Origin of the sequence: Bacillus sp. MMSF_3328 (genome assembly GCF_030733525.1) — a bacterium.
In the GTDB taxonomy this organism is placed as follows: domain Bacteria; phylum Bacillota; class Bacilli; order Bacillales; family Cytobacillaceae; genus Bacillus_AB; species Bacillus_AB infantis.
Genome location: NZ_JASHIV010000002.1, coordinates 123,266 through 145,068 on the forward strand (window position 1 = coordinate 123,266; position 21,803 = coordinate 145,068).

At 48.4% G+C, this 21,803-nt stretch carries 25 protein-coding genes and 1 riboswitch; of the genes, 7 read left to right on the plus strand and 18 right to left on the minus strand.

Translation table 11 applies throughout. The features are described 5' to 3' along the window. Positions 1-10: 10 nt before the first annotated feature. Positions 11-979, minus strand: coding sequence for a bile acid:sodium symporter family protein (locus RBB45_RS04120; protein ID WP_224950413.1), 969 nt, complete (start codon positions 977-979; stop codon positions 11-13). 46 nt (positions 980-1,025) lie between these two features. Then, complete coding sequence (locus RBB45_RS04125; RefSeq protein WP_306009132.1) at positions 1,026-1,616, minus strand: DUF1836 domain-containing protein; 591 nt, start codon at positions 1,614-1,616, stop codon at positions 1,026-1,028. A 143-nt stretch (positions 1,617-1,759) separates the two neighbouring features. Between RBB45_RS04125 and trhA the strand changes: the two genes are divergently transcribed. Then, positions 1,760-2,407, plus strand: a complete 648-nt coding sequence (gene trhA, locus RBB45_RS04130) for a PAQR family membrane homeostasis protein TrhA (RefSeq protein ID WP_009793619.1) — start codon at positions 1,760-1,762, stop codon at positions 2,405-2,407. Between the two features lie 55 nt (positions 2,408-2,462). Here trhA and RBB45_RS04135 read toward each other — a convergent pair whose 3' ends face one another. After that, entirely contained in the window at positions 2,463-3,104 is a 642-nt protein-coding gene (locus RBB45_RS04135) for a DUF6944 family repetitive protein (RefSeq protein WP_022543908.1), read from the minus strand. A gap of 201 nt (positions 3,105-3,305) precedes the next feature. On the opposite strand from RBB45_RS04135, the gene RBB45_RS04140 reads away from it, so the two are divergent. Then, positions 3,306-4,277 carry a DMT family transporter gene (locus tag RBB45_RS04140; RefSeq protein WP_009793616.1) on the plus strand — a complete coding sequence of 324 codons (972 nt, stop codon included), beginning with the start codon at positions 3,306-3,308 and terminating at the stop codon, positions 4,275-4,277. Between the two features lie 21 nt (positions 4,278-4,298). Here the strand turns inward: RBB45_RS04140 and RBB45_RS04145 are convergent, their stop codons facing one another. Further along, positions 4,299-5,081 carry a YqcI/YcgG family protein gene (locus RBB45_RS04145; protein WP_009793615.1) on the minus strand — a complete coding sequence of 261 codons (783 nt, stop codon included), beginning with the start codon at positions 5,079-5,081 and terminating at the stop codon, positions 4,299-4,301. 157 nt (positions 5,082-5,238) lie between these two features. On the opposite strand from RBB45_RS04145, the gene RBB45_RS04150 reads away from it, so the two are divergent. Genes RBB45_RS04150 through RBB45_RS04160 form a run of 3 tightly spaced genes read left to right on the plus strand, consistent with a single transcriptional unit; the run spans position 5,239 to position 7,851 of the window. After that, positions 5,239-6,675: a PQQ-dependent sugar dehydrogenase gene (locus RBB45_RS04150; RefSeq protein ID WP_094767536.1), complete on the plus strand. Its 1,437-nt coding sequence runs from the start codon at positions 5,239-5,241 to the stop codon at positions 6,673-6,675. Positions 6,676-6,690: 15 nt separating this feature from the next. Next, positions 6,691-7,242: a hypothetical protein gene (locus RBB45_RS04155; protein WP_022543909.1), complete on the plus strand. Its 552-nt coding sequence runs from the start codon at positions 6,691-6,693 to the stop codon at positions 7,240-7,242. Positions 7,243-7,281: 39 nt separating this feature from the next. Beyond that, positions 7,282-7,851: a hypothetical protein gene (locus RBB45_RS04160; RefSeq protein ID WP_009793612.1), complete on the plus strand. Its 570-nt coding sequence runs from the start codon at positions 7,282-7,284 to the stop codon at positions 7,849-7,851. Positions 7,852-7,865: 14 nt separating this feature from the next. Here the strand turns inward: RBB45_RS04160 and RBB45_RS04165 are convergent, their stop codons facing one another. Beyond that, positions 7,866-8,342, minus strand: coding sequence for an RrF2 family transcriptional regulator (locus RBB45_RS04165; RefSeq protein ID WP_009793611.1), 477 nt, complete (start codon positions 8,340-8,342; stop codon positions 7,866-7,868). Positions 8,343-8,514: 172 nt separating this feature from the next. On the opposite strand from RBB45_RS04165, the gene hmpA reads away from it, so the two are divergent. Further along, positions 8,515-9,729 carry an NO-inducible flavohemoprotein gene (gene hmpA, locus RBB45_RS04170; RefSeq protein WP_094767538.1) on the plus strand — a complete coding sequence of 405 codons (1,215 nt, stop codon included), beginning with the start codon at positions 8,515-8,517 and terminating at the stop codon, positions 9,727-9,729. A 43-nt stretch (positions 9,730-9,772) separates the two neighbouring features. On the opposite strand, the gene RBB45_RS04175 is transcribed toward hmpA, so the two are convergent. From RBB45_RS04175 to RBB45_RS04230, 12 genes are all read right to left on the minus strand, one after another. After that, on the minus strand, positions 9,773-10,228 hold the full coding sequence (locus RBB45_RS04175) for a hypothetical protein (RefSeq protein WP_129612762.1): 456 nt from the start codon (positions 10,226-10,228) through the stop codon (positions 9,773-9,775). A 111-nt stretch (positions 10,229-10,339) separates the two neighbouring features. Beyond that, a complete protein-coding gene (locus RBB45_RS04180; protein WP_009793608.1) occupies positions 10,340-10,981 on the minus strand; it encodes a precorrin-2 dehydrogenase/sirohydrochlorin ferrochelatase family protein in 642 nt (213 codons plus the stop codon). Continuing rightward, positions 10,962-11,711 carry a sirohydrochlorin chelatase gene (locus tag RBB45_RS04185; protein ID WP_224950415.1) on the minus strand — a complete coding sequence of 250 codons (750 nt, stop codon included), beginning with the start codon at positions 11,709-11,711 and terminating at the stop codon, positions 10,962-10,964. The genes RBB45_RS04180 and RBB45_RS04185 overlap by 20 nt, the downstream gene beginning before the upstream one ends. A 10-nt stretch (positions 11,712-11,721) precedes the next feature. Further along, entirely contained in the window at positions 11,722-12,501 is a 780-nt protein-coding gene (cobA, locus tag RBB45_RS04190) for a uroporphyrinogen-III C-methyltransferase (RefSeq protein ID WP_009793606.1), read from the minus strand. Between the two features lie 2 nt (positions 12,502-12,503). Next, entirely contained in the window at positions 12,504-12,722 is a 219-nt protein-coding gene (locus RBB45_RS04195) for a DUF3906 family protein (RefSeq protein WP_009793605.1), read from the minus strand. Further along, entirely contained in the window at positions 12,706-14,337 is a 1,632-nt protein-coding gene (locus tag RBB45_RS04200; protein WP_129612761.1) for a nitrite/sulfite reductase, read from the minus strand. The genes RBB45_RS04195 and RBB45_RS04200 overlap by 17 nt, the downstream gene beginning before the upstream one ends. Positions 14,338-14,349: 12 nt before the next feature. Further along, on the minus strand, positions 14,350-14,952 hold the full coding sequence (gene cysC, locus RBB45_RS04205; protein ID WP_224950417.1) for an adenylyl-sulfate kinase: 603 nt from the start codon (positions 14,950-14,952) through the stop codon (positions 14,350-14,352). Between the two features lie 13 nt (positions 14,953-14,965). After that, positions 14,966-16,111 carry a sulfate adenylyltransferase gene (gene sat, locus RBB45_RS04210; RefSeq protein WP_248137673.1) on the minus strand — a complete coding sequence of 382 codons (1,146 nt, stop codon included), beginning with the start codon at positions 16,109-16,111 and terminating at the stop codon, positions 14,966-14,968. A gap of 5 nt (positions 16,112-16,116) precedes the next feature. After that, complete coding sequence (locus tag RBB45_RS04215) at positions 16,117-17,196, minus strand: sulfate permease (protein ID WP_306009133.1); 1,080 nt, start codon at positions 17,194-17,196, stop codon at positions 16,117-16,119. A gap of 15 nt (positions 17,197-17,211) precedes the next feature. Next, on the minus strand, positions 17,212-17,922 hold the full coding sequence (locus RBB45_RS04220; RefSeq protein WP_094767547.1) for a phosphoadenylyl-sulfate reductase: 711 nt from the start codon (positions 17,920-17,922) through the stop codon (positions 17,212-17,214). A gap of 107 nt (positions 17,923-18,029) precedes the next feature. Next, positions 18,030-18,161 (minus strand): YezD family protein, encoded by a 132-nt coding sequence (locus RBB45_RS04225; protein ID WP_009793599.1) that lies wholly within the window; start codon positions 18,159-18,161, stop codon positions 18,030-18,032. Between the two features lie 119 nt (positions 18,162-18,280). Continuing rightward, positions 18,281-18,384, minus strand: a riboswitch (SAM riboswitch). 120 nt (positions 18,385-18,504) lie between these two features. Beyond that, positions 18,505-19,317 carry an RDD family protein gene (locus tag RBB45_RS04230; protein WP_306009134.1) on the minus strand — a complete coding sequence of 271 codons (813 nt, stop codon included), beginning with the start codon at positions 19,315-19,317 and terminating at the stop codon, positions 18,505-18,507. 96 nt (positions 19,318-19,413) lie between these two features. Between RBB45_RS04230 and RBB45_RS04235 the strand changes: the two genes are divergently transcribed. Then, positions 19,414-20,394, plus strand: coding sequence for a stage II sporulation protein M (locus RBB45_RS04235; protein ID WP_009793595.1), 981 nt, complete (start codon positions 19,414-19,416; stop codon positions 20,392-20,394). A gap of 110 nt (positions 20,395-20,504) precedes the next feature. Here the strand turns inward: RBB45_RS04235 and RBB45_RS04240 are convergent, their stop codons facing one another. After that, positions 20,505-21,782 (minus strand): DUF58 domain-containing protein, encoded by a 1,278-nt coding sequence (locus RBB45_RS04240; RefSeq protein ID WP_306009271.1) that lies wholly within the window; start codon positions 21,780-21,782, stop codon positions 20,505-20,507. Positions 21,783-21,803: the final 21 nt, after the last annotated feature.

Sequence of the window (21,803 nt, forward strand, 5' to 3'; positions counted from 1 at the left end):
CTCCTTTATACTAAACGGCTTTAGTAGCCGGCATCTCCCTTTGTTGATGATTCATGCGGTTAAGGAGGCTGCCGGCCGAAGCAGCCAGAATCTGCTGAAACAGCATGCCCATGATAACCGGAACTGCGACCGGGGCCGGAAAATAGGCAATGGCCAGAACGGCACCTGCACTGATGTTTCTCATGCCGCTGTTATAGGTAAGCGAGATAATTCCTGCTGTTTCTTCTTTCATGACCCTCCCTGCAAGAAAACCAAGGAGGTAAGCAGTGATAGAAAGCATAAGGACAGCAGCTGCTATCCCCCCCAGTTTGCTGGACAGAGTCTCAAGATACGGGGCAATCGCTGAACTGTTGATGGCGACCACCACCCCGATGCCTATTTTGGAAAACGGTGATAGGAATGGATTCAATTTTTTCGGGGCTGTGCCTTTAGACAGCTGGTTGGCTGCCATCCCCGCAATGGACGGGAGCACAATCATCCAAATCAGCCCTCCCATCATATCGGCCGCATTCATTTCTACCGATGCACCTGCAAAGAGATGCAGAATGAATGGCACTGCAAACGGGGCAATCATAGTGTCGACAAGAATGATGCATAAAGTCAAGAAGGTCTTGCCTCTATAAAGAGTCACCCAGACGAGGCTGGTGATGCCGGTTGGAATGACAAAGGAAAGGATCAAACCTGTCTTAGTGTAGTCATCATCCGGGAAAAACAGGGCTCCAGCGCCAAATGCTGCTGCCGGCATCACCAGGTGAAGGAGCAGCAGGCAGATGATGATCGGAAGCGGATGCAAAATGACCTTCTTCAAATCGCTGAAGCTTGAGCCGAGACTTCCGGAAAATGTCATGAAAGCAAATAGCCATGGCACGATAAAGACAAGATGATGAAGCTGATCTGCAAATGTAATGCCGAAAAGGACGGCCAGAGGCGTCATGAACGGCATGAATTTTTGTAAAAATCGGTTTAGCTTATCCAGCATAATTTCTCCTCCGGCCTTTGTGGTTTAAAAAGAGGGTGAACGGGTATTACCCTTTTGGGGCTGGAGGATTTCCGCCTAGTTCATCGATCAGCCTTTCAGCTGTCCTTCTATACATATTGCCCATATGGACGAGCGAGAGGATCAGGAGGATTTGTTCAAGCTCGCTGCTTCCTGCTTCCAGCTCTTCTGCCTGTTCGCGGGCCAAGCGGCAGCGGAGCGGGACATCTTCTTTAAAGCCGGCCAGATTCTGTTCTGCCAGCTGGAGATAGCTGCTGTAAAATTCCTCGATCCGGAGATTCCCTTTCAATGCTTTATTATTCGCCCCATCCAGGGTCTGTTTGATATCCTGGATGGACAGGGAGCCTTTAAGCTGATAGATGAGGCTGATCATCATAAGCTGTTCACGGGAGTATTTTTTATTTTTGACCGGGGTAAACAGCTTTCCTTTGGCATAATTGTTGATCATCGTTTTGGTGAGGACCTTTTCCCCTTCATTGCGGGTGGCTGAACCAAATGTGTTCTCAAAAAGCTGGATCACCTGATCCATATACAGATCAATGCTTGGAAGCTCTTCAGGCAAAAGCTGCCTTTCAAAGCCAAGGGATTCGATCAGTTCTGTCATATTGTTTTTATCCATATTGTTTACCCTCTAGCTTTCTATGTAGTACGCTTCCTTTATTTTACCATAAGTGAGAACTATTTGTTGACGAGAAGGGATAATCGTTATATTATGATAAGTAGTTATCAATACTACGTATCGTTATGTAAGGGGGAATTGTCATGAATTCTTATATCCGCGAGCCAATCAACGGGCTCACACATCTTGCTGGCGCCATCCTGTCGTTCATCGGTCTGCTGGCAATGGTCATCAAAGCCTCGATGGTCACATCATCTGCCGTTGCAATCGCATCCTCTATCGCCTTTGGCGTAAGCATGATCCTTTTGTATTCTGCTTCAGCCACGTATCATATGGTGATTGCGAAGGACAAGGTAATCGCTTTCCTGCGCAGGCTTGACCACTCAATGATCTTTGTTCTGATTGCCGGGTCTTATACTCCCTTCTGCCTAGTGAGCCTGAACGGGACGACAGGCTGGGTCATTTTTTCCATTGTCACCCTTGTAGCCGTCTGCGGCGTCATTTTCAAAATGGTGTGGTTCAATTGCCCAAGATGGCTTTCAACTGTCCTGTATATCGCAATGGGCTGGATCATTGTATTGGCTTTCTCGCCGCTTTCAGAAGCCATGTCCTTTCATGGCGTATTCCTTCTATTGCTTGGTGGGATCTTCTACACGGTCGGAGGCATCATCTATGCAGTCAAGCCAAAGTTCCTGGAATTCAAACATATGGGCTTTCACGAAATTTTCCATGTCTTCATTATGATGGGCAGCATGGCCCACTTTCTCAGTGTTTACCTTTATGTGCTGTAAGCGAAGCTGAACGGATTATCCGTCGGCTTTTTTTATTGCCTTTTACACCAGGCCCTCAGTTATACTTATGCTGTTTATTTAGTAATGCAAAACCCTTAAATTCCTGTTCGCCTTTTGATGAGATTTCAGACAGCTCTTCCTGCGTCTGCCCCAATGCTGAAAGAACAGAACCGGCAGCCTGAATCCAGCTTCCTGATGTATCGAGCGATTTGCCGTCATTCCTCACTGCTGCGTCCGGATGTGTTAGAAAGGTGCTGAGGAAAAGCAATGTGCCGAAGGCCTGAAGGGAATTGCCGATAGCCTGCAGGAAACTGCCGATGATTTGAAAGGTTCTCCCTTCTGCTGTCGGATCATTCAGTTCGTCCCCAAGCACAGTAAGAGATCCGAGTGCCTGAATCAGATTTCCTGTAATGACCAGCTTTAACTCGCTTTCTTCTCCGGGATCTAAGACTAGTCCGGCAATTACGGATAAATTGCCGGCCGCCTGCAGTTCATTGCCTATTTTCTCCAAGGAAGGACGGTCTTGTCCGTCCGCCTCCAAAGCGCTTCCTGCAGCCTGCAATTCATTGCCTATAATAATCAGTGCCTCGGCGGCGCTGTCATCCAGAACAAGCCATTCAGACGTACCAATCGCGGCTATGATCGTCCCGGCAGCCTGTGTCCAGGCACCGGCAATCTCCTTTTTTTGATTTTTCATAACAGATTCCCGCCTGTTCTGCTGCTGGCTTACCAGGGGGCAGATGTCCGCCCTTTCACCAGTATATTCAAGAGCTGCTCAGCTGGTCAGCTTTCTGTTTAGTTTAAGCTATTATTTCTTATAGCCATATTTTTTTGGGGAGAGTATAATAGGGAATAAAATTCAGTATATTGGGATAATTAGACCAGAAAGGAGCTGGCTATGAAAGAAATAATGATCGGCATTCTTGCTTCCGTGTTTTTTGCGGTCACATTCATTCTGAACAGAACGATGGAGCTTGCAGGCGGGAGCTGGCTTTGGAGCTCCTCCCTAAGATTTATGTTTATGGTTCCTTTTCTTGTCATCATTGTAGCTTTGCGCGGTAATGGAAAGCAGCTATGGGCAGAAATGAGGAAACATCCTTTCTGGTGGCTGTTGTGGAGCTTTTTTGGATTCGTCCTTTTTTATGCCCCCATCACCTATGCGGCAAGCTATGGGCCAGGCTGGCTTGTTGCCGGTTCCTGGCAGCTGACGATCGTCGCTGGCACCCTGCTTGCCCCCTTATTTACTTCAGGCAGCATTGAAGGAAAAAGAAATAAAATTCCCTTTAGGGCCCTTTGCTTTTCGCTTATCATACTGGCTGGTGTCATCCTGATCCAGCTTCAGAAAGCAGACACTTTGTCTCCTGCTGAAATGGCCGCAGGAATCCTGCCGGTCGTAGTGGCAGCCTTTGCCTACCCGCTCGGAAACCGGAAAATGATGGAGCTTTGCGGAGGAAGGCTTGATACCTTCCAAAGAGTGCTGGGCATGACAATGGCGAGCCTCCCTTTCTGGCTCATCATCGCAGGTGCCGGCTACGCAAGTGCCGGACTTCCTTCCTCAAGCCAGCTTTTGCAGACCTTCATTGTCGCCATTTCATCAGGCGTTATTGCGACAACCTTGTTTTTCATTGCAACTGACCGGGCGCGCCATGATCAATCAAGGCTTGCAGCAGTGGAAGCGACACAGTCGACACAGGTGCTGTTTGTGATGGCAGGTGAAGTTCTCCTGTTTTCTGCACAGTCTCCTGACACCCTTTCTTCAGCAGGACTGCTGGTCATTGTAATCGGAATGGTGCTGCACAGCCGGTTCTCGCAATCTAAGGCTAAGCCCTCTCTGGCAATTCCTGCTTCACCTGTTAAAAAACAGGCTTGAAAACCCAAAGGACGAGACATTTCAATTGTCTCGTCCTTTTTCTGTTATTGAAAAATCATTGCTTTTATCCCCTGCAAGCATCCGGTGGAACGGGCATTTGCTAAGTGCACTGTCATCATCCCTTAAGAAATATTGCTGCCACTCATAATTATTATCGCTTCCATAACTGTTTAAATGAGGATGGGCTCCGATACTGTCGTAAGCTGCCAGCCGATCGCGAATTTTGCTTTTTACTTTAGAAGCACGCTCCGGGGCCGAATTGAACTCATCCAGCACCCAGCGGGGTGTGATTGCAAGCATGAAATAGGGAAAATATCTGCTTTGCCTTTTTACGTGCGCAGGTGTGGCGCAATACATGAAATACTGTTCTCCATGGCTGCAGAACTCCCAAAGCGGATCGTGAGGGTCCTCTGGAATATGGTCCGGCCATTTTTCCCTGTCCCTTTCTGCCAAAAGGTTCATCTGCTGCCAAAAAAGGGTTTCAAACTCCTCCACCGTCCCCTGCTCAGCCAGCTGTTCATTTGTTTCAAAAAAGACAATGAGCGAAGTATAACTGCCAAAGCTCCTTGAAAGTACTGTAAACTCCCTCATCATTTCTGCCAATTCGCCTGCTGAAGAAATATTCCGCGGATCTCCGGCAAATCCATAGCGCAGCTGCTGAAGGGCATGACCCTGGGTAGCCGGGATACAGGGGAATCGGTCTTTTTTATTGCCCAGCTTTGCCTGGAATGCCCTCAGTGCATCTTCTTCCCAGCAGTCTGTTTTTTTTAAGCCGGATATGTCGCTGATTAATTGCATAATCATCCCTGCCTCCTGTTTGCTTTTTCATCTTATTCAGGATGGGCCGTAAATGGGTTTGTACAGCGGAAAACCGGGCTTATACAGCGGAAAATTGAATACCCGTTTCACAGTTGGACAATACTGATAAGGTTTTTTACTAACTTAAACCAAGGAGATCATAATGGAACATATCGCTTACACCCAATCTGCCGAAAAAGTTTTGAAGCTCCCTACAAGTGCACGGCCATTGGTGAATCCTGATGATGTGTGGGTTCCAGAAGGGTACAAAGTGGAGGTGGCCGCTGCCGGCCTGTCCTTTCCGACCGGGATGGGATTTGCGGAGGACGGCACACTTTACATATTAGAAGGCGGAAGCACATGGCCGACAAGGCCTGCTCTCCCGCCAAGGATTTTAAGCCTGGATCCTGGTGGAATGCTCGATGTTTTTGCGGTGGAGACACTTGGCGGACCGCGCGGAGTCGTCTGCAGGGACGGGAAACTCTATGTATCCTGCAAAGGCGGCTATCTTGCACGCATTGTGGCATATGACAGAAAAACGAAGGAGCGCACCGTCCTTCATGAAAAAATACCAAGCGGCGGCTGGCATGAACCCGGAGGACCCGTTTTTGGGCCGCATGACGGATTATTGTATTTTGCCAATGGATCGGTTTCCCAAAACGGCGTCTGCCTCCCTGCAGGCTTTACAGTAGATTTGGCGAAACACCCCGAAGCCCATGATGTCCCCGGAGCGGATATTACCTTGACAGGGCATAATGTCACATCCCGAAACCCTCTCATGCCCTTCCCTTTCTTAACAGAGACAGGCGCTTTCAAGCCATTCGGGACACCAGCGCAGAAAGGGGAAAAAGTCAAAGGGGAATTATGGTGCTCAACGGGCCTCTGGAGATCTAATCCGGATGGAAGCGAACCTGAACTATTGGCCTGGGGACTCAGAAACCCATATGGATTGGCTTTCAGTGAAGAGGGCGAATTATATGCTTCAGACAACTGCCTGGAGGAAAAAGGCGAACGGTCGATCGCCGGCGACCCTGATAGAATCTGGCATATCCGCAATGCCAAAACAAAGCATGGAACAGTAAAAACACCTGACTGGTACGGTTTTCCCGATTACCGGGCAGATGGCGTGCCTGTATGGGATGAACGCTGTAAGCCGGCAAAAGGCAAGGCTGCCGAGCAGCTGATTGAGAATCCGCCTGAATGGGCCGGCCCTCCGGTTTACCTGGAGAAGCCTCATTCGGCCATGACGAAAATGGAGTTTTGCACATCCGATTTCTTTGGTCACCGCGGGAAGCTGTTTGTAACAGAATGGGGTACCTACGCTCCCCTCAACACCCCGCACGAGAAAGACCTTAATAACGGATTCAGGGTGGCGATGGTTGATGTTAAAACAGGAACTTCCGAGGTATTCCTCCGCAACCGTGCCCCTGGTGCCGCTTCCTATTCAGGCACAGGCGGAATAGAAAGGCCGGTTGACTGCAAATTTCATCCGGACGGAAAAAGCTTGTATGTACTTGATTTCGGATACTCCCCTGTGACAAAAGGATATATTCAGGCATATGGCCATACGGGAGTGTTATGGAAAATAACAAAAGAATGATTGGAGGGTATGAATATGCAGGAACAAAAGGCCATTCTTATTGAACTGGGTGAGGATTATATTGAAATGCAGAAAAATGAAATGGAAAAATGGTTTGAACATATCCTCACAGCCCAAACCGCTCTTGAGGTTATGCTGGCAAAAGCTGTGCCCGCAATCAGGGAGCCCCATATCAGGGAAGCCATTGAAAAAATCCAGGAATCACAGCAGCATCATGCGGAAAGTGCGGATAATCTTTTTCGCTTTATCGGCCGAACAGCAGATGACCGTAAAGACCGGATTCTCGGCACGGTGATCGGCAAAGTGGAGGAAGCTTTATTATCTTTTCAGGACTTCCTCGCAGGTGCAAAAGGTTCCTGGCAATCCCTGCATCACCTTCTCCTGTTAAACCAGCAGGCAATGGGCGCTTTTGCTGTTGGTGAACAGCTCGGTCTTTCTGTCGGGAGCAGAGAAGTTGCCGACGCATGCTTTCTGATCGTCCATGATAAAACGATGCACCAGCTGCTTTTGCAGGAATATATGCTGGAGATGGCTCCTATCTCAATTTTATATAAAGAACAGGTATAATCCCGCACAGAAGCGCATTGCCTATAAGGGGGTGGAAAAATGAGCAGAAAATGGTTTCCGGGAATATCAGCGGCAGAAGAGATGTCCTACCATTCGAGTACGGTCAAAATGGTGATGGGCGCGATCCTTGGAGGCTTGGCGGCAATATTCCAGTCAGCAGGGCTTTTCGGGGGTGCAGGCTATGCGCTCAGCATCCTGACCACATGGCCAATCATTATAGCCTGCTTTCTATCGGTGCGGATCGGCCTGCTTACATATTTGCTCACAATTATGATGCTTGCTGTCCTCCAGCCTTCTGAGCTTTTCGTATTCCCATTTACCACCGGCTTGCTGGGCATCAGCATCGGCATTGCCCTCAATAAGCTGAAACATACTTTTACTGCCGTCTTATTAGGGGCTGCCTCCCTGACAGCCGGTATCTTATTCCTTTTGTATGTAGTGGGTTTTCCGATTCTTGGCCCTTCCCTGTCAGGTTATTCCGCATTGCTGACCGTCGGACCAATATTCCTGTTTGGCCTTGCCTACAGCAGCATCTGGCTCTGGCTATCACTGGCAGCAATGAAGGCCCTTAACCGGACAGTACGGAAGAAATCGCCTGAGCTGACATGAAAAAAGGCTGCCATTCAAGGCAGCCTTTGATCATGGACTTCATCTTGTCCTTCTTCAGCTTTACGGGCAAAGTATTCTTTCAGCATGGCTTTGTTTTCAACAATATCTTCTAGTGTATACTGATCCAGCACCTTTAAAAAACTTTCAAGCGCATGGTTTAAGATGTGCTTCAGAGAACATACCGGAGTGATCACACATTTATTTTTATGGTCAAAGCACTCAACAAGATAAAAATCCTCTTCTGTCTTCCTGACGATCTCCCCAATATTGATTTCCGCCGGGAGCTTAGCGAGCTTAAATCCGCCGTTGCGGCCGCGCACTGTCCTTATATAGCCCATCTTTCCAAGATTATAGATGATTTTCATTAGATGGTTCTTTGAAATATCGTAAGCTTCAGCGATTTCTTTTATGTTGACGAGCTTATCATTTTGATGTGATGCGAGATATATTAATACTCTTATTGAATAATCCGAATAGGTTGTAAGCCTCATGATTTTCCCTCACATTCTGTTCTCCCCCCCATCTTATCATAATTGTGAACAAATCATAAACTTTGCTGTCCTGCCCTCCAAAAGATGTATTTGCAATATTGCTTTTTAGTTATTTGGCCACTAAAATAAAGATGTATTCAAAATACTACTTAAGCAAAGAAGGGATTCAGCAATGTTATCTCGAAAAACAATTGACACTATCGTATCAACCGTTCCTGTATTGGAAGTGAAGGGGACGGAAATAACAACCGTTTTTTACCGCAACTTATTTTCAAGCCATCCTGAGTTATTGAATATCTTCAATCATGCCAACCAGCAGAAAGGCAGGCAGCAGACCGCTCTTGCCAATACAATCCTGGCAGCCGCCGTTTATATTGATAACCTGGAAGCAATCATCCCTGCAGTGAAACAAATTGCCCACAAGCATAGAAGCCTTGGAGTCAAGCCGGAACATTATCCGATTGTAGGAGAACATCTTCTGGGAGCAATCAAAGAAGTGCTGGGCAATGCGGCAACTGATGAGATCATCGGAGCATGGGCAGATGCCTATGGCGTAATCGCCGACGCCTTTATCGGAATCGAGAAGGAAATGTATGAAGAAGCAGCCAGCCAGCCTGCAGGCTGGGAAGACTTTAAAGAGTTTACAGTTACAGATAAAGTAAAAGAAAGCGATGTTATTACCAGCTTCTACTTAAAGCCTTCTGACGGTTCAACTGTACCAGCCTTCTTGCCTGGCCAGTATATTACAGTTCGCATTGGCATCCCCGGTGAAGAATATCTGATGAACAGGCAGTACAGTCTTTCAGCAGCACCTGGCAAAGACTATTTCCGGATTTCTGTCAAACGGGAATCAGAAGAAAATACACCTGAAGGCAAGGTCTCCAATTACCTTCATGATGCCGTTGAAGCAGGCAGCATTATAGAAGTGACGGTCCCAGCCGGTGACTTTGTACTTGCAGCAGATGCTGATGAACCGGTTGTGTTCCTTAGCGGCGGTGTCGGCATCACTCCTTTCATGAGCATGATCAATTCTATTGCTGAACAAAACCCGGGACGCAAGGTAGAGTTTATAAATGCCTCCAGAAGCAGCAGTCACCAGCCCTTCAAAGAGGAACTTTCCTCACTTGAAGCTGAACTTGAAAACAGCAAGCTTCTGTATGTATACGAAAAAGCTAAGGAAACTGACCGCCAGGATGCCCGCTTTGCTAAAGAAGGCTATATCGATGCAGACTTCCTCCGCGAAATCCTGATTGATGGCGCAGACTATTATGTATGCGGGCCGGTGCCATTCCTCCGTGCAATTGTCAAAGGATTAAAAGAGCTGCATGTTGAAGAATCGAAGATTCACTTTGAATTCTTTGGTCCGTCATTGAATCTGGAAGTATAGGAATATTTGAAAAGAAAGAAGCCGGCGTCCCTTGATGGGCTCATCAGCTTCTTTTTTTTTGCGGTTTGAGAGCATATCTAGCGGCGGAGCTTGGGTACTCTCCGTGTGAAAAGGAGAAAATGCGGCTATTTTGGTGATTTTCAGGGAAATTCCGGCTGTTATTGTAAGCAGTCTTACAATATTGTAATTTTATTGAGTTGACAGCCGTAAGTGCTGGCTGCCTGGTTGGCTGACCCTTAGGAGCAGCAGCCAATTTCCGTTTTTTAATCGAAGTTCGGATCATTTCAATCATTTGCAGGATTATTTTAATCAATTCGCCCGATAATTCAATCAAACTGCCAATTATTCTACCACCAGGGCTCATTCGGCGGTTTCGATGGATCCCCGGCACAGCTGACCTTTCCTGAGCAGCAGCCAATTTCCGTTTTTTAATCGAAGTTCGGATTATTTTAATCATTTGCAGGATTATTTCAATCAATTTTCCCGATAATTCAATCAAACTGCCAATTATTCTACCATTTCAACAAAATCAGGGCACATTCAGCGGTTCCAATAACTCCCTTGCACAAACCCAGTTGCCTCAAATGATTTCGCCAACCTTGGGACAGCATCACCATACCGCCTCACTATCTTCCCTCACACTCTCCGCCATCCTCCTTATTTCCTCCGCCTTTTCCTCCTGCTTACTCTCGCTCAATCGGTATTCGTCCTCCAGCAGGCTCCAAAGCAGCCGGTCTTTTTTTTCGGCGGGAAGATCCAGCCTCTTTATGACCAACCGGCAGTTCCCGAGGAATTCTGTATACACTGACCATGTCTCGTCAAAGAGCACCTCTAATTCTTTTTTCAGCTTCCGTGTCAGCTTAGGGCTGGTTCCGCCTGAAGTCACAGCAATCTGGAGGCCGCCCCGCCGCACTCTTGCCGGGAAAGTGACATTGCCGGTTTCAAATTCGTCAACTACACAGACGAGCTGATTGGCCGGGAGAGCCTTCTGCAGCTCATCATTGGCACTCCGGTCGTTTGTGGCCAGAATGGCAAGGAAGGCATCCGTAAAATCTGCAGCCGCTGCCTTACGTTCAATGAGCCCATAACCTTTACTCTCGGCTATCAAAAGAGCTTCCTCCGAAAATGCGGGGGCAATGAAAGTGATGTCAGCTCCCTCCTCTTCAAGTACACGCGCCTTCCTGGCTGCAATCCTGCCGCCTCCTGCAATGACTACTTTTTTCCCTCTTAGATCAATGAACAGGGGCTGCATCCTTCTCCTCCTTCCCTGCTGCACGGGCAATGACGATTTCCTCTATCGCAGAATGCCTGCTCAATGCGCCGGTATGTACAATCTGGATGCCTTGCTTTTTCCTTTTCCTCACCGCATTCTCAATTTCACTGAGAAGGAGCCCGCCGAACAATAGATAAGGAACGACTATGACCCGTCCAGGGCTATCAGCACATGCTTCCTCAAGCCCTTCACCGAAGGATGGGGAACACGCAGCCAGAAAGCAGACCTTCACCGTGGCGCCAATCTTATCAGCGACGCCCTTTTTAATCTCTTCAAACGCTTCAAGAACAGAAGGATCGCTGCTCCCCCTCCCAACCAGCAAAACAGAATCGTCTTTGGAAAGCACCAATGCCTCCTGAAATATCAATTCACAAACTGCGTGAATGATCGCCTGCTGGACACCAAAGGGATCTGCCATTTCAACCGGTATATCCGGAAAATTATTTTTTAACTTTTCCAGAATATCCGGGATATCTTCTTTTATATGCCCCGCTGATAAAAGAAAGATCGGGACCACCCTGATAGAGGTGGCCCCCCGGCGAATACAATTTTCGTAAGCCTCGCCGATTGATGGTTCTGCAAGCTCCAAAAAACTGATTTCCTGGATCGGTGCGGCAGATTTCCCGATGATCCTATTCAAAAAGTCCCTTGCTTCCTGTGCCCCTTTTTTCGAGCGGGTGCCGTGGCCTATATAAAGGATCGCTTCCATGTTCCTCCTCCTATATTCCCTGGATGACCGGCAGCCTGGGCGCAATTTCTTCCTCAAACCAATGGAGTTTTTTGTGCAGCTTTACGACTTCCCCGATAACAATCATGCTTGGATTGCTTATCCCAGCCCGTTCAACCAGAGGCAAGATTGTCTCAAGCGTCCCTGCGACAGTCTGCTGGCCAGAAAGCGTGCCCCAGTGCACAAGGGCTATCGGCGTTTCCTTTTCCTTGCCGTTTTCAAGGAGCTTGTCGACAATATTAGGTAGATGGGAAACCCCCATATAGACACAAATTGTATCAACCGCCCTTGCAAGATGGGCCCATTGATGCTCTGCTTCCCTGTCACCAGCCTGGTGTCCGGTCACAAAGGCGAAGCTTTTGCTGAGGGTTCGGTGGGTGACAGGAATTCCTGCGTAGGCAGCAGCTCCGATGCCGGCTGTTATGCCTGGAACTACTTCAAAAGGGATATCATTAATGGCGCATTCCTCGGCCTCTTCCCCTCCGCGGCCGAACACGAAGGGATCTCCGCCTTTTAATCTCACAACATTCTGGCCTTTTTTGGCGAATTTAACAAGGAACCGGCTGATTGTTTCCTGTTTCATTGTATGATAATGAGGCAGCTTGCCGCAGTAAATCAGCTGGGCGCCTTCTTTTGCGTACTCCAGCAGCTCAGGATTAACGAGCCGGTCGTATAAAATAACATCTGCCTGCCGGATACAGCGCAGCCCTTTTACCGTTATCAGCTCGGCATCCCCCGGTCCTGCTCCGACCAAATATACTTTTCCTGGCATCACTACCACCCTTTCTCATCTTCATCAAAAATATAGCCTGCCGTTTTTGCAGCCCGCTTTTTTTCGCGGAGGGCCACTTCCTGTACGCCCGGTTCTTTTAAATAAAATTTCTCGAGCTCAACATCCAATTGGCGGAAGGCCGCCTCGTCATTTTCAGCGAGGATGACAGCGGATATCTCTTTTTCTTCCAGCTGTACACTGAATCTATAAAGGTAGGCCATGGGCTTCTCTTCCCAAAATAATATCAAGCTGCTGCTGGAAAAGCTCCAGACCGGCCCTGCCGACAAAATCGAAGAAGGATTCCCCTGCTGACTTTTCATTCTTGAAAAAGTGCAGCAATTCCTCAAGCACATCGGCCAGCTTTTCCGCTTCTACTTTCCCTTTCAGCTTTTCGTTGAATTTGCCGCCGGCATTAAGCGTTCCTCCTACATAGATTTCGTAAGCCTCCACCATTTCCTTGTTCTCATTCCGCACCTTCATTCCCTGCAGGCCGATATCGGCAATCTGCCTTTGGCCGCAGGAGTTCGGGCAGCCAACCATATGGATTCTGACCGGCACATCCAGGGTGATCCGGTTATCCAGCTCTTCAGCTATCACGCGCATCCTTTCTTTAGTTTCTACAAGTGCCAGATTGCAATATTCAATCCCGGTGCAGGAAACCGCGTGGCCGATAAAGGAATTGGGATTGATGGTGATGCGGCTGAAAATCGGCTCCTGGAGCAGTGCTTCAACGTTTTCCTCAGGTATATTGGGAATGATCAGGTTCTGCGAATTGCACGTCCTGATTTCTCCATTCCCATAATGGGCAGAAATGCGTGAAAGCTCGAATACTTCATCAGCCGACAAACGCCCCACCGGTACATTGAACCCAAGGAACTTCAGGCCGGGCTGTTTCTGGTCATGGATACCGTAAAAATAGCCGGCATTCCAGCCTCCTGCAGGCTCTGTTCCTTTTTCAGGAAGAGGCCCTGTGTACTCCAGCAGCTTTTCCTTGAATTTCTCCGGACCCCAGTCAGCCATAAGGAATTTGAGTCTGGCCAGATGCCTTTTTTCCCGGTAGCCGTAGTCCCTGAATATCGTTGTTACGGCAATGGCTGTTTCCAGTGTGCGCTCAGGTTCAATAAATACGTCCAGCGTTTCTGCCAGATAAGGCCGGGAAGAAAGTCCGCCGCCAACCTTCAGGTGGAACCCTTTTCTCTCATCGCCATCAATCACCTTGACCGCCGGGGTGAAGGATACACAGTTGATTTCCGCATTAGAAGCATTATGCAGATTAGCTGAAATTGACATTTTATATTTTCTAGGCAGATTGGAGAAATCTTCATTTTTCTGAAAATAGGTATATACTTCATTAACAATCTCAGTGGTATCAAACAATTCGTGCGGATCAAGCCCGGCAATCGGATTGCCGACGATTGTCCTTGTGATGTCACCGCATGCCCCTGCACTCGAAAGGCCTACAGCCTCCAGCCTGTTGAAAATATCAGGAATCTGGCTGATTTCAAGCCAATGGAATTGGATGGCCTGCCTTGTTGTTATATCAAAGACGCCGCGCCCGTAGTCCCGGGCAATTCCGGCCAGAGCATCTACCTGCGGCTTCGTCAGGATGCCGGAGGGGACGTTCACCCTCATCATGAAATAGCCGTCCTCCTTCGGGCGCTGCAGGTACAAGCCTGCCCATTTGAACAGGTCCCACTGATCCTTTGGAATGGATTCAAAGCCGTTTGCTGCATAATAGGGAATATCATTAAGAATTTCGAGTCCGTCTTTTTCCAGCTTTGCTTTCTCCGTTTTGTTCAGCTTTTCATTATCAGCCCAATGCTTTACATATGCCATTCTTGCCCCTCCTTAAATGATTCCCTGCTCTTTTAAGTAGATTAATATCTTTTCAGCTGCCTCTTCTGGAGAAAGCTGGTTAGTCCGAATGATGATTTCCGGGTCTTCCGGCTCTTCGTAAGGAGCATCGATCCCCGTGAATCCTTTAATCTCCCCGCGCCGTGCTTTTTGATACAGCTGCTTGGGATCCCGCTTTTCACATTCTTCCAAAGGGCAGTCAATGAATACTTCAATGAACTCCCCTTTTTCCGGAAAAAGGCTTCGCACCAGTTCCCTGTCCTTCCGGTAAGGCGAGATGAATGCTGTACAGACAATCTGGCCGCTGTCAGTAAACAGCTTAGCCACTTCACCGATCCGGCGGATATTTTCATTCCTGTCTTCTTCTGAGAATCCGAGGTCGCGGTTCAGTCCATGGCGGATATTATCGCCATCCAGGACATATTCATCAATGCCATCCTTGAAAAGCCGGTGGCTGACGATATTGGCTATGGTCGATTTACCTGATCCGGACAGCCCTGTCAGCCAGAGAACACAGCTGGCATGCCCGTTTTGCGCCCTCCTCTCTTCTTTTGTTACTGCTGCTTCATGCCATGTAAGATTCAGTGAATGTGCCATGTATTCTTCCTCCTTAAACCGTTTCTTTTTCCCGCAAGCCCTGAATCAGCACCTCAATTACTTCTTTCCTGCTGAAAGAGGATGGCGGGATTTCTCCGGCACGGAGCATTTCCCTGACCTTTGTGCCTGAAAGGATTACCCGGTCATCCGCTGTATGCGGGCAGGTCTTGTCGGAAGCCATGCCTTCACACACATTGCAATAGAAGCTGTGCTCGAAAAATAAAGGCTTGATCCCCAGCTCTTCTTCGGTAAACTCCCTGAATATATGTTGGGCATCATACGTTCCGTAATAATTGCCTACTCCGGCATGATCGCGCCCTACGATGAAATGGGTGCATCCGAAGTTCTTTCTGGCGATGCTGTGAAAAATAGCTTCCCTCGGCCCCGCGTACCTCATGGCTGCTGGATAGACTGCCAGCTGGACACGGGTTTCAGGATAATAATGCTCCAGCAGCACCCGGTAGCTTTTCAGGCGGACATCTGCCGGTATATCATCCTCCTTCGTATCCCCGACGAGCGGGTTAAGGAAAAGGCCATCGACTGTTTCAAGGGCAGCTTTCTGGATATATTCATGTGCCCGGTGCACCGGGTTCCGCGTCTGGAAGCCGACAACCGTGTTCCAGCCTTTTTCAGCAAATAAAGACCGCGTCTCCTTCGGTGTCAGCCAGACATCTGTGAAATCTCCTTTATCAGGACGCTTAATCAGTGTGATTTTTCCTGCAGCATAGGTGCCGCCTCTTTCAAAAAGCTTATTAACTCCTGGATGTGCCCGGTCAGAGGTCCGGTAGACTGAAAGTGCCTCTTTTTCCAGATCTGGCTGGTAAAGCTCGGAAAGTTCAAGGATCCCGTAGGTTTCTCCCTTATGATTCAGCCTGCAGATATCACCTTTATGAAGGTCAGCTGCTATATCCGGAATGATCGGCAGCGTGACCGGTATCGGCCATACTGTACCATCTGCAAGGCGCATACTTTCAACCACAGATTCGTAGTCCTCCTTTCCCAGAAAACCTGTCAGCGGGCTGAAAAGTCCACAGGCGATCAGCTCCAGGTCACTTAATGCAACTGAGTCTATCTCTATCTCCTGATTCGTGTTCTGGATCGGATAATCCGGATTGAATGCTTCTATGAGTTTGCCTCCATGAGGCATAGGTAGTGACATTTTCATCAGCCTTTCCTTGCTAGTTTATAAGTTTCATTTTCCGGCAGGGCCGTATTCTGCCTTCCCATCAGGAAACGGACACCCAATACAGAAATAAGGACTCCAGCCATGGCAACAATCGGATAAAAGTCATGCTTAATGATGATTTGGATCAAGGTATAGCTCAGTACCATCGACAGTACTGGCGACACAAGCCATACACCGAGGAGCCTGATGACAATTTCTTTCTGGAAAACAGAGCGCCCCTGGCCGGCAAAGCCGATTCCGATGATGGAGCTTGTCGTGATCTGGGTCAAGGGGACGGGAATCCCGAACAAGGATGCAGCAGTGACAATGCCTGCCCCGGTACCAGAAATGATGCATCCTTCTTCGAGCCGGATATCAGTGATTTTCTTTCCGTTTGTCTCCAGCACTTTACTGCCGAGAAAAACAGCGCCGGCGGCGACGAATATACCGCCCCAGAAAATCCCTGCCCCTGGCGGGAGGATGTCAGCACCAACAAGGGGGCCAACCGCATTGGCAACATTATTCATGCCGGCCGAAAAGGCTTCAAACAATCCCATGAGTGTGACCAGGAAGCCAAGGAAGCGGATGGTGCCCGGCTTTTTGGTCTTCTTGGTTGAGCGGAGTATCCTGATCAGCTTCGCTGCAATGACAGCAATGATAAAAGCGGCCAGCGGCGTAATCAGCCAAAAAGAAATGATCCACAAGAGCTTGGAAGCAAATAAAGATTGATAAGCAATCCCTGCCCCTACAACTGATCCGACTGTCACCTCACTGGTCGACAGCGGAATTCCGAAAATATTGGCCAGGAAAAGCGACAGTGCTGCAGAGGCAAGGACAATCAGGGCTATGCTCACGGTGAAAGTGCTTTTCGGCACAATCCCGCTTCCCATCGTTTTGACAACCTCGCCCCCTCCGAGCCAGGCGCCAAGGAATACGGCGGCTCCGCACAGCAGGAGAGCAGTCTTTCGGCTTTTGATGGATCCTGATCCGTATGCAATCCCCATCGAGGCAGCTGCCCCGCTTGCTCCTATATTCATGGCAAAGAATAGTCCAATGGTCATTGCTATTGCTGCAAGCATGGTCATGCCCCCCTTTCACCCGGAATGCAGGCCGCATTCCGTCTTGCCGGTCCCAGCCCACCTGCCTGCCCTGCTGTCCCCGCCAACTCCTGCAGCCCTTGTACAGGGAAAGCATCCAATGCTTGGATACCCATTGTCATGGAGGGTATTATATGGGAGATCTTTTTTACGGATATGCTCCCAAACTTCCTCCCAAGTCCAGTGAATAAGAGGGCAGATTTTTACATTTTGAAATTTGCTGTCCTTGTTTAAAAATTGCGCCCCAGCCCTGGATGCAGACTGATCCCTCCTCAGCCCGGAAATCCAGGCGATTTTGTCTTTCATGGCTTCCTGGAGCGGAATGATCTTCCGTATGCTGCAGCAGCGGTCCGGCTCTCTTTTCCACAGTGCCGGTCCATAGGCTTCACGCTGGTCATCCAAAGAAAGGGAAGGAAGCTTCCTTTCAATATTCAGCTCCGGAAAACGCTCCTGCACCCTTTCAATGACCTCATAGGTTTCCGGAAAATGGAGCCCGGTATCCAGGAAAATAATATGGGCATCAGGCTTTATCCCTGTGATAAGATCAATCAGTACAATCGCCTCAGCCCCGAAGCTTGAGGCGTAGCTGATATCTTGCGGGCTGTAATGGCTATAGGCCCATTCCAGCACTTTTTGTGCTCCTTTGAATCCATCGTTTTCAGGGAATGATGGCGGTTCCCAGCTGGTGTATGTTACGGTGGTGCTCATTTCAGTGCTCCTTTCATGGTGCCTTCTGTTTTTTGACTGATTTTTAACAAGAAAAAAGGCAGCCTTCCTCCCGCTTTTGGGAAAAAGACCGCCTCTAGTTTGTCTAGTCAGCGCGCTTTATTAGATTGAAGGCGAACCTTTTCATTCTTCTCAATTTGAATGACCTTGCCATCCTGCACCACAAGTGTGATGCTTCCAAACTTTACAGACTGCAGCATCCTTTGCAGATGTGCGGCCACTTCCTCCCAATCAGCATGCTTCAGATCGGCTCGCCTCCTTTTTGAATGGCTGGGATGGGGACAAGGAGGAAAAAGAAAACGCCTTTTCCAACAGGAAAAGGCGCATTTCGCATACTTGCACCTTATCTCCCAAAATGCTGGACATTTTGCTGGAATTGGCACCTTGCTTTTAGCAGGTTGCCGGGCTTCGATGGGCCAGTCCCTCAGCCACTCTAGATAAGTGATATAATCAGGAGCGTTTGCTCTGATTTATTTTATTGAAATTAATCCTACCATACCCATATGATTTGTCAACGAGTTAACGAAAAGTTTTCTAATAATTTTTTTAATTAGGAAAATATGCTCATTTTATCTGATTCTCAAATTCCCACTCCTCTTTCCCGATTAAATAAAGAACCAGCAGGATGTCTTCCAGCTGCCTGAATGACTTTCGTTCCGGATCGATATCGAGCTTTGGCAGGAGTGAATAAGAAAGTTTTTTTGTGAGCTCTTCTCTTTTGCCTATAGGGAGCTGGAGCAGCCTCTCACTATAGGTCTTTAAAAGCTTCCACTCCTCGGCGCCAATCTTCCTGACAGTCCACTCGTCCATATATATATCTTCCTTTTTCAGGCCTCTTTCCTGGATTTCTTTTTCAATCCCGGTCATTTTACCCGGCTTCTTCTTTTTCCGTTCATGCACGACCACTGTCCCGGCAGCCAGATCGCCGACCCGTTTATGCCTGGAATGAAAAAATACCATCAGAATGCCAAGCAGATAGTACACCGGCAGGGAGTCTATGATGCGGAGGAGATTTCGGATAAAGCTTGAGAGCAATGTGATGCTCTGGCCGTTATCCTGAATGACCCTTATTCCCATGATCTTTTTCCCCAGTGTCCTTCCTGCCCAAAAATATTCCAATGCAAAAAAATATCCCCAGTTGACCAGAAAAAGGCAAATTAGCATAATGGCGAACGGCCATGAAAGAAAAGTATCATCAAGAAAGAATGCTGCGGCACTGGAAGCATAAAAAGCAAATAAAAGAATGCTCGCCAGATTGAATACCATAAGGATCAGCTGATCGATGATGAGGGCCCCGGCCCTGCTGCCAAGTCCGGCAGGCTGGAATTGAAGCGATACAAATTCAGGTGTTTTGATAAGAATTGTTTCTGTTTGCATGATGCACCCCATTTCCTGGAAGTTTTGCCTGTATCTCACTCTCCCTATGATTTATAATGGAGATACAACTTTTATGGTTACAGGCAGGTGATTAGATTGAATAGTAAACAGTTCATCAAGCAGCATCGGGAAAACTGGCAGGAGCTCGAGGAGCTGCTCGCCAGGATGAAAAGACGAAAAGCCGCAGGAACTGATTTGGCCCGGTTTGACAGGCTGTATCAGAAAGCAGCACAGAATCTTTCATTCTCCCGGACTTTCTTTCCAGACGAAGAAGTGACTTTTTATTTAAATGATCTTGTCGCAAAGGCGCATAATCTTTTATATAAAAGCCAATCCTCCAGTATGGCCCAGCTGAAAGATTTCTTCCAGATCAAGTTTGTGCGGCTATTGTTCGAGCAATGGAAATTTGTCGTTGCCAGCATGCTCCTTTTCACATTGGGCGGTTTGGGGAGTTTCTTTGCTGTGATCCATGATCCGCTTTCAATCCATTCGATTCTCCCGGCCGAGATGTCCGGGGCAATTGATCCCCAGAGGCTCGGCGAGAATGAAGGTGCGGTCGATTCTGCGGTCATGTCAGCAAGCATCATGACCAATAATATCCGTGTCGCAATCCTCGCATTTGCCGGCGGTATCACCTTTGGGATTTTGACCGTTTATCTTATGATTTATAATGGCATCATTGTAGGCGCCATTGCCGGCCTGTTTTGGTCTCACGGAAAATCTTATGAATTCTGGGCCTATATTGTCCCCCATGGGATGATAGAGCTTACCGCGATATTCATCGCGGGCGGAGCCGGCCTGCTTATGGGATATAAGCTTCTGGTCCCGGGCAGATACTCCCGGGGCTATCAGCTGAAAACCAAGGCAAAAAGGTCGGTTCAGCTGCTACTGGGAACTATTCCGCTCTTCATCATCGCCGGATTGATCGAGGGGTTTATCACCCCTTCCCCGCTCCCGCTGGAAATGAAGTATATGGCTGCCTTCCTGACGGTCCTTGGACTGCTGTTTTATGCCTGGTCAGGCTGGCTCCTGGATCAAAAGCGAAAACGCCTGGTTCATCCCCTGCAAGCTCCATAAATATTTGCAGGGGTATATGCTATGGATGCTCTAAAAAACAGTTTCGCGCTCCCGACAGCTCACTGAGTGCCGGTGAGATAAACAAAATCTCTCCATGTAAATGGCGGAAATTAAAGAAGCCCCCGATTCAACACATTGATATAATGGGACACAGCAGCTGCTGCGAGACTTCCTTCAGGCGCTTCCGCCATTTGCAGGCCTTGTTTTTCCCATCTCAGCTTTTCCCGCTTTGCAAAAAGGATCTGCTGCTGCGCCATGCTTTTTAGCATGGCGCTTTTTATAGTGTCCGGCCGATCTTTGGCCCGGGCTGAAAGGATATTGTCTTCGATTCCGAGCATAAAGAACAGGTGCCGCTGCCGGATCCTTTTTAGATAAACAAGCGCACCTTCCTCCAGGGTGAAAGTCCTTACATCAGAAAAGAGAAGCAATAAGCTCCTTTTGTTCTGGACAGACTGCAAATATTGAAAGGCACCGCTATAATTGGATTCTGCAGCATCCGCCTGTATCGAATACAAAGATTTCAGGATGAAGTTTAAGTGCTGCATCCCTTTTGAAGGCGGGACATACGATTGAATGTCTTTTGAAAAAGCAAGGACGGAAACATAATCACCGTTTTTGAGCGCCGCGGCTGCGGTAGTCATTGCCGCTTCCAGCGCCTTTTCAAGCCTGTTGCCCGTTTCCAGCTCCGCACCCATGATTCTGCCGCAGTCAATCATAATGGTGACATATTTTCCGTGCTCCGGCTCATGGACATTGGCCATGACCTCCTGAAGCTTGGCCGTCTGCCTCCAATTGATTTTACGGGGATCATCTCCTGGCGCGTATGCCCGTATTTTTGAAAATTCCCCGGCTCCGCTCTGCTGCCTCCGGATTTTTTCTCCTTCATAAAGCAAATAGGACTGAGCATTCTCAAGATAGCGCCGGGTTTCGGTCAAATCAGGAATCACTTTGACCTGGCTTTCGGCTTCTTTCACCATCTGCTTTTCCCATAGGCCAAGGAAGCTGCTGCAGCGGATATAGATCCTGTTCAGCGTATAATGCCCCCTTATACTGGCTGCGGTTTCATATTGGACTGTCCCCCTCGTGTTTCCTGCGAGCTTTCTTTTAAGCGGAAATGGCCTGGCAAAGGAGTCGGAGAGATCATCAATGATCCGCAACGTTAAAGGCAGCCGGGAATGGTTTTCTATTTCAATGCCAACATCGGCAGGAAGCCCTCTTTCCATCTCTTCCGGGACTCTCCGTTTCAGCCTGATCTGAGAACTCTTAGGCAAAAAAGCCAGGTCGGCAAAGGAAAGCAGCAGAAAGCCGATATTGAGTCCTGCTGCCAGTTTCCACGGCACTCCCCAGATTGCTGCCGCAGCAGCCAGGGCCAGTGAAAGAATAAACATGCCGATGAGGAGCCGCTTTCC

Bases quoted from the DNA above. Each gene is read 5' to 3' on its own strand.
- RBB45_RS04215 (WP_306009133.1), bottom strand. From the start codon at position 17,196: ATGCTTGCAGCAATAGCAATGACCATTGGACTATTCTTTGCCATGAAT.
- hmpA (WP_094767538.1), top strand. From the start codon at position 8,515: ATGTTATCTCGAAAAACAATTGACACTATCGTATCAACCGTTCCTGTA.
- RBB45_RS04180 (WP_009793608.1), bottom strand. From the start codon at position 10,981: ATGCAGCCCCTGTTCATTGATCTAAGAGGGAAAAAAGTAGTCATTGCA.
- RBB45_RS04135 (WP_022543908.1), bottom strand. From the start codon at position 3,104: ATGAAAAATCAAAAAAAGGAGATTGCCGGTGCCTGGACACAGGCTGCC.
- RBB45_RS04230 (WP_306009134.1), bottom strand. From the start codon at position 19,317: ATGCAAACAGAAACAATTCTTATCAAAACACCTGAATTTGTATCGCTT.
- RBB45_RS04120 (WP_224950413.1), bottom strand. From the start codon at position 979: ATGCTGGATAAGCTAAACCGATTTTTACAAAAATTCATGCCGTTCATG.
- RBB45_RS04140 (WP_009793616.1), top strand. From the start codon at position 3,306: ATGAAAGAAATAATGATCGGCATTCTTGCTTCCGTGTTTTTTGCGGTC.
- RBB45_RS04220 (WP_094767547.1), bottom strand. From the start codon at position 17,922: ATGAGCACCACCGTAACATACACCAGCTGGGAACCGCCATCATTCCCT.
- trhA (WP_009793619.1), top strand. From the start codon at position 1,760: ATGAATTCTTATATCCGCGAGCCAATCAACGGGCTCACACATCTTGCT.
- RBB45_RS04195 (WP_009793605.1), bottom strand. From the start codon at position 12,722: ATGGCCTACCTTTATAGATTCAGTGTACAGCTGGAAGAAAAAGAGATA.
- sat (WP_248137673.1), bottom strand. From the start codon at position 16,111: ATGTCACTACCTATGCCTCATGGAGGCAAACTCATAGAAGCATTCAAT.
- RBB45_RS04145 (WP_009793615.1), bottom strand. From the start codon at position 5,081: ATGATTATGCAATTAATCAGCGACATATCCGGCTTAAAAAAAACAGAC.
- cobA (WP_009793606.1), bottom strand. From the start codon at position 12,501: ATGCCAGGAAAAGTATATTTGGTCGGAGCAGGACCGGGGGATGCCGAG.
- RBB45_RS04240 (WP_306009271.1), bottom strand. From the start codon at position 21,782: ATGTTTATTCTTTCACTGGCCCTGGCTGCTGCGGCAGCAATCTGGGGA.
- RBB45_RS04150 (WP_094767536.1), top strand. From the start codon at position 5,239: ATGGAACATATCGCTTACACCCAATCTGCCGAAAAAGTTTTGAAGCTC.
- RBB45_RS04160 (WP_009793612.1), top strand. From the start codon at position 7,282: ATGAGCAGAAAATGGTTTCCGGGAATATCAGCGGCAGAAGAGATGTCC.
- RBB45_RS04185 (WP_224950415.1), bottom strand. From the start codon at position 11,711: ATGGAAGCGATCCTTTATATAGGCCACGGCACCCGCTCGAAAAAAGGG.
- RBB45_RS04165 (WP_009793611.1), bottom strand. From the start codon at position 8,342: ATGAGGCTTACAACCTATTCGGATTATTCAATAAGAGTATTAATATAT.
- cysC (WP_224950417.1), bottom strand. From the start codon at position 14,952: ATGGCACATTCACTGAATCTTACATGGCATGAAGCAGCAGTAACAAAA.
- RBB45_RS04125 (WP_306009132.1), bottom strand. From the start codon at position 1,616: ATGGATAAAAACAATATGACAGAACTGATCGAATCCCTTGGCTTTGAA.
- RBB45_RS04200 (WP_129612761.1), bottom strand. From the start codon at position 14,337: ATGGCATATGTAAAGCATTGGGCTGATAATGAAAAGCTGAACAAAACG.
- RBB45_RS04155 (WP_022543909.1), top strand. From the start codon at position 6,691: ATGCAGGAACAAAAGGCCATTCTTATTGAACTGGGTGAGGATTATATT.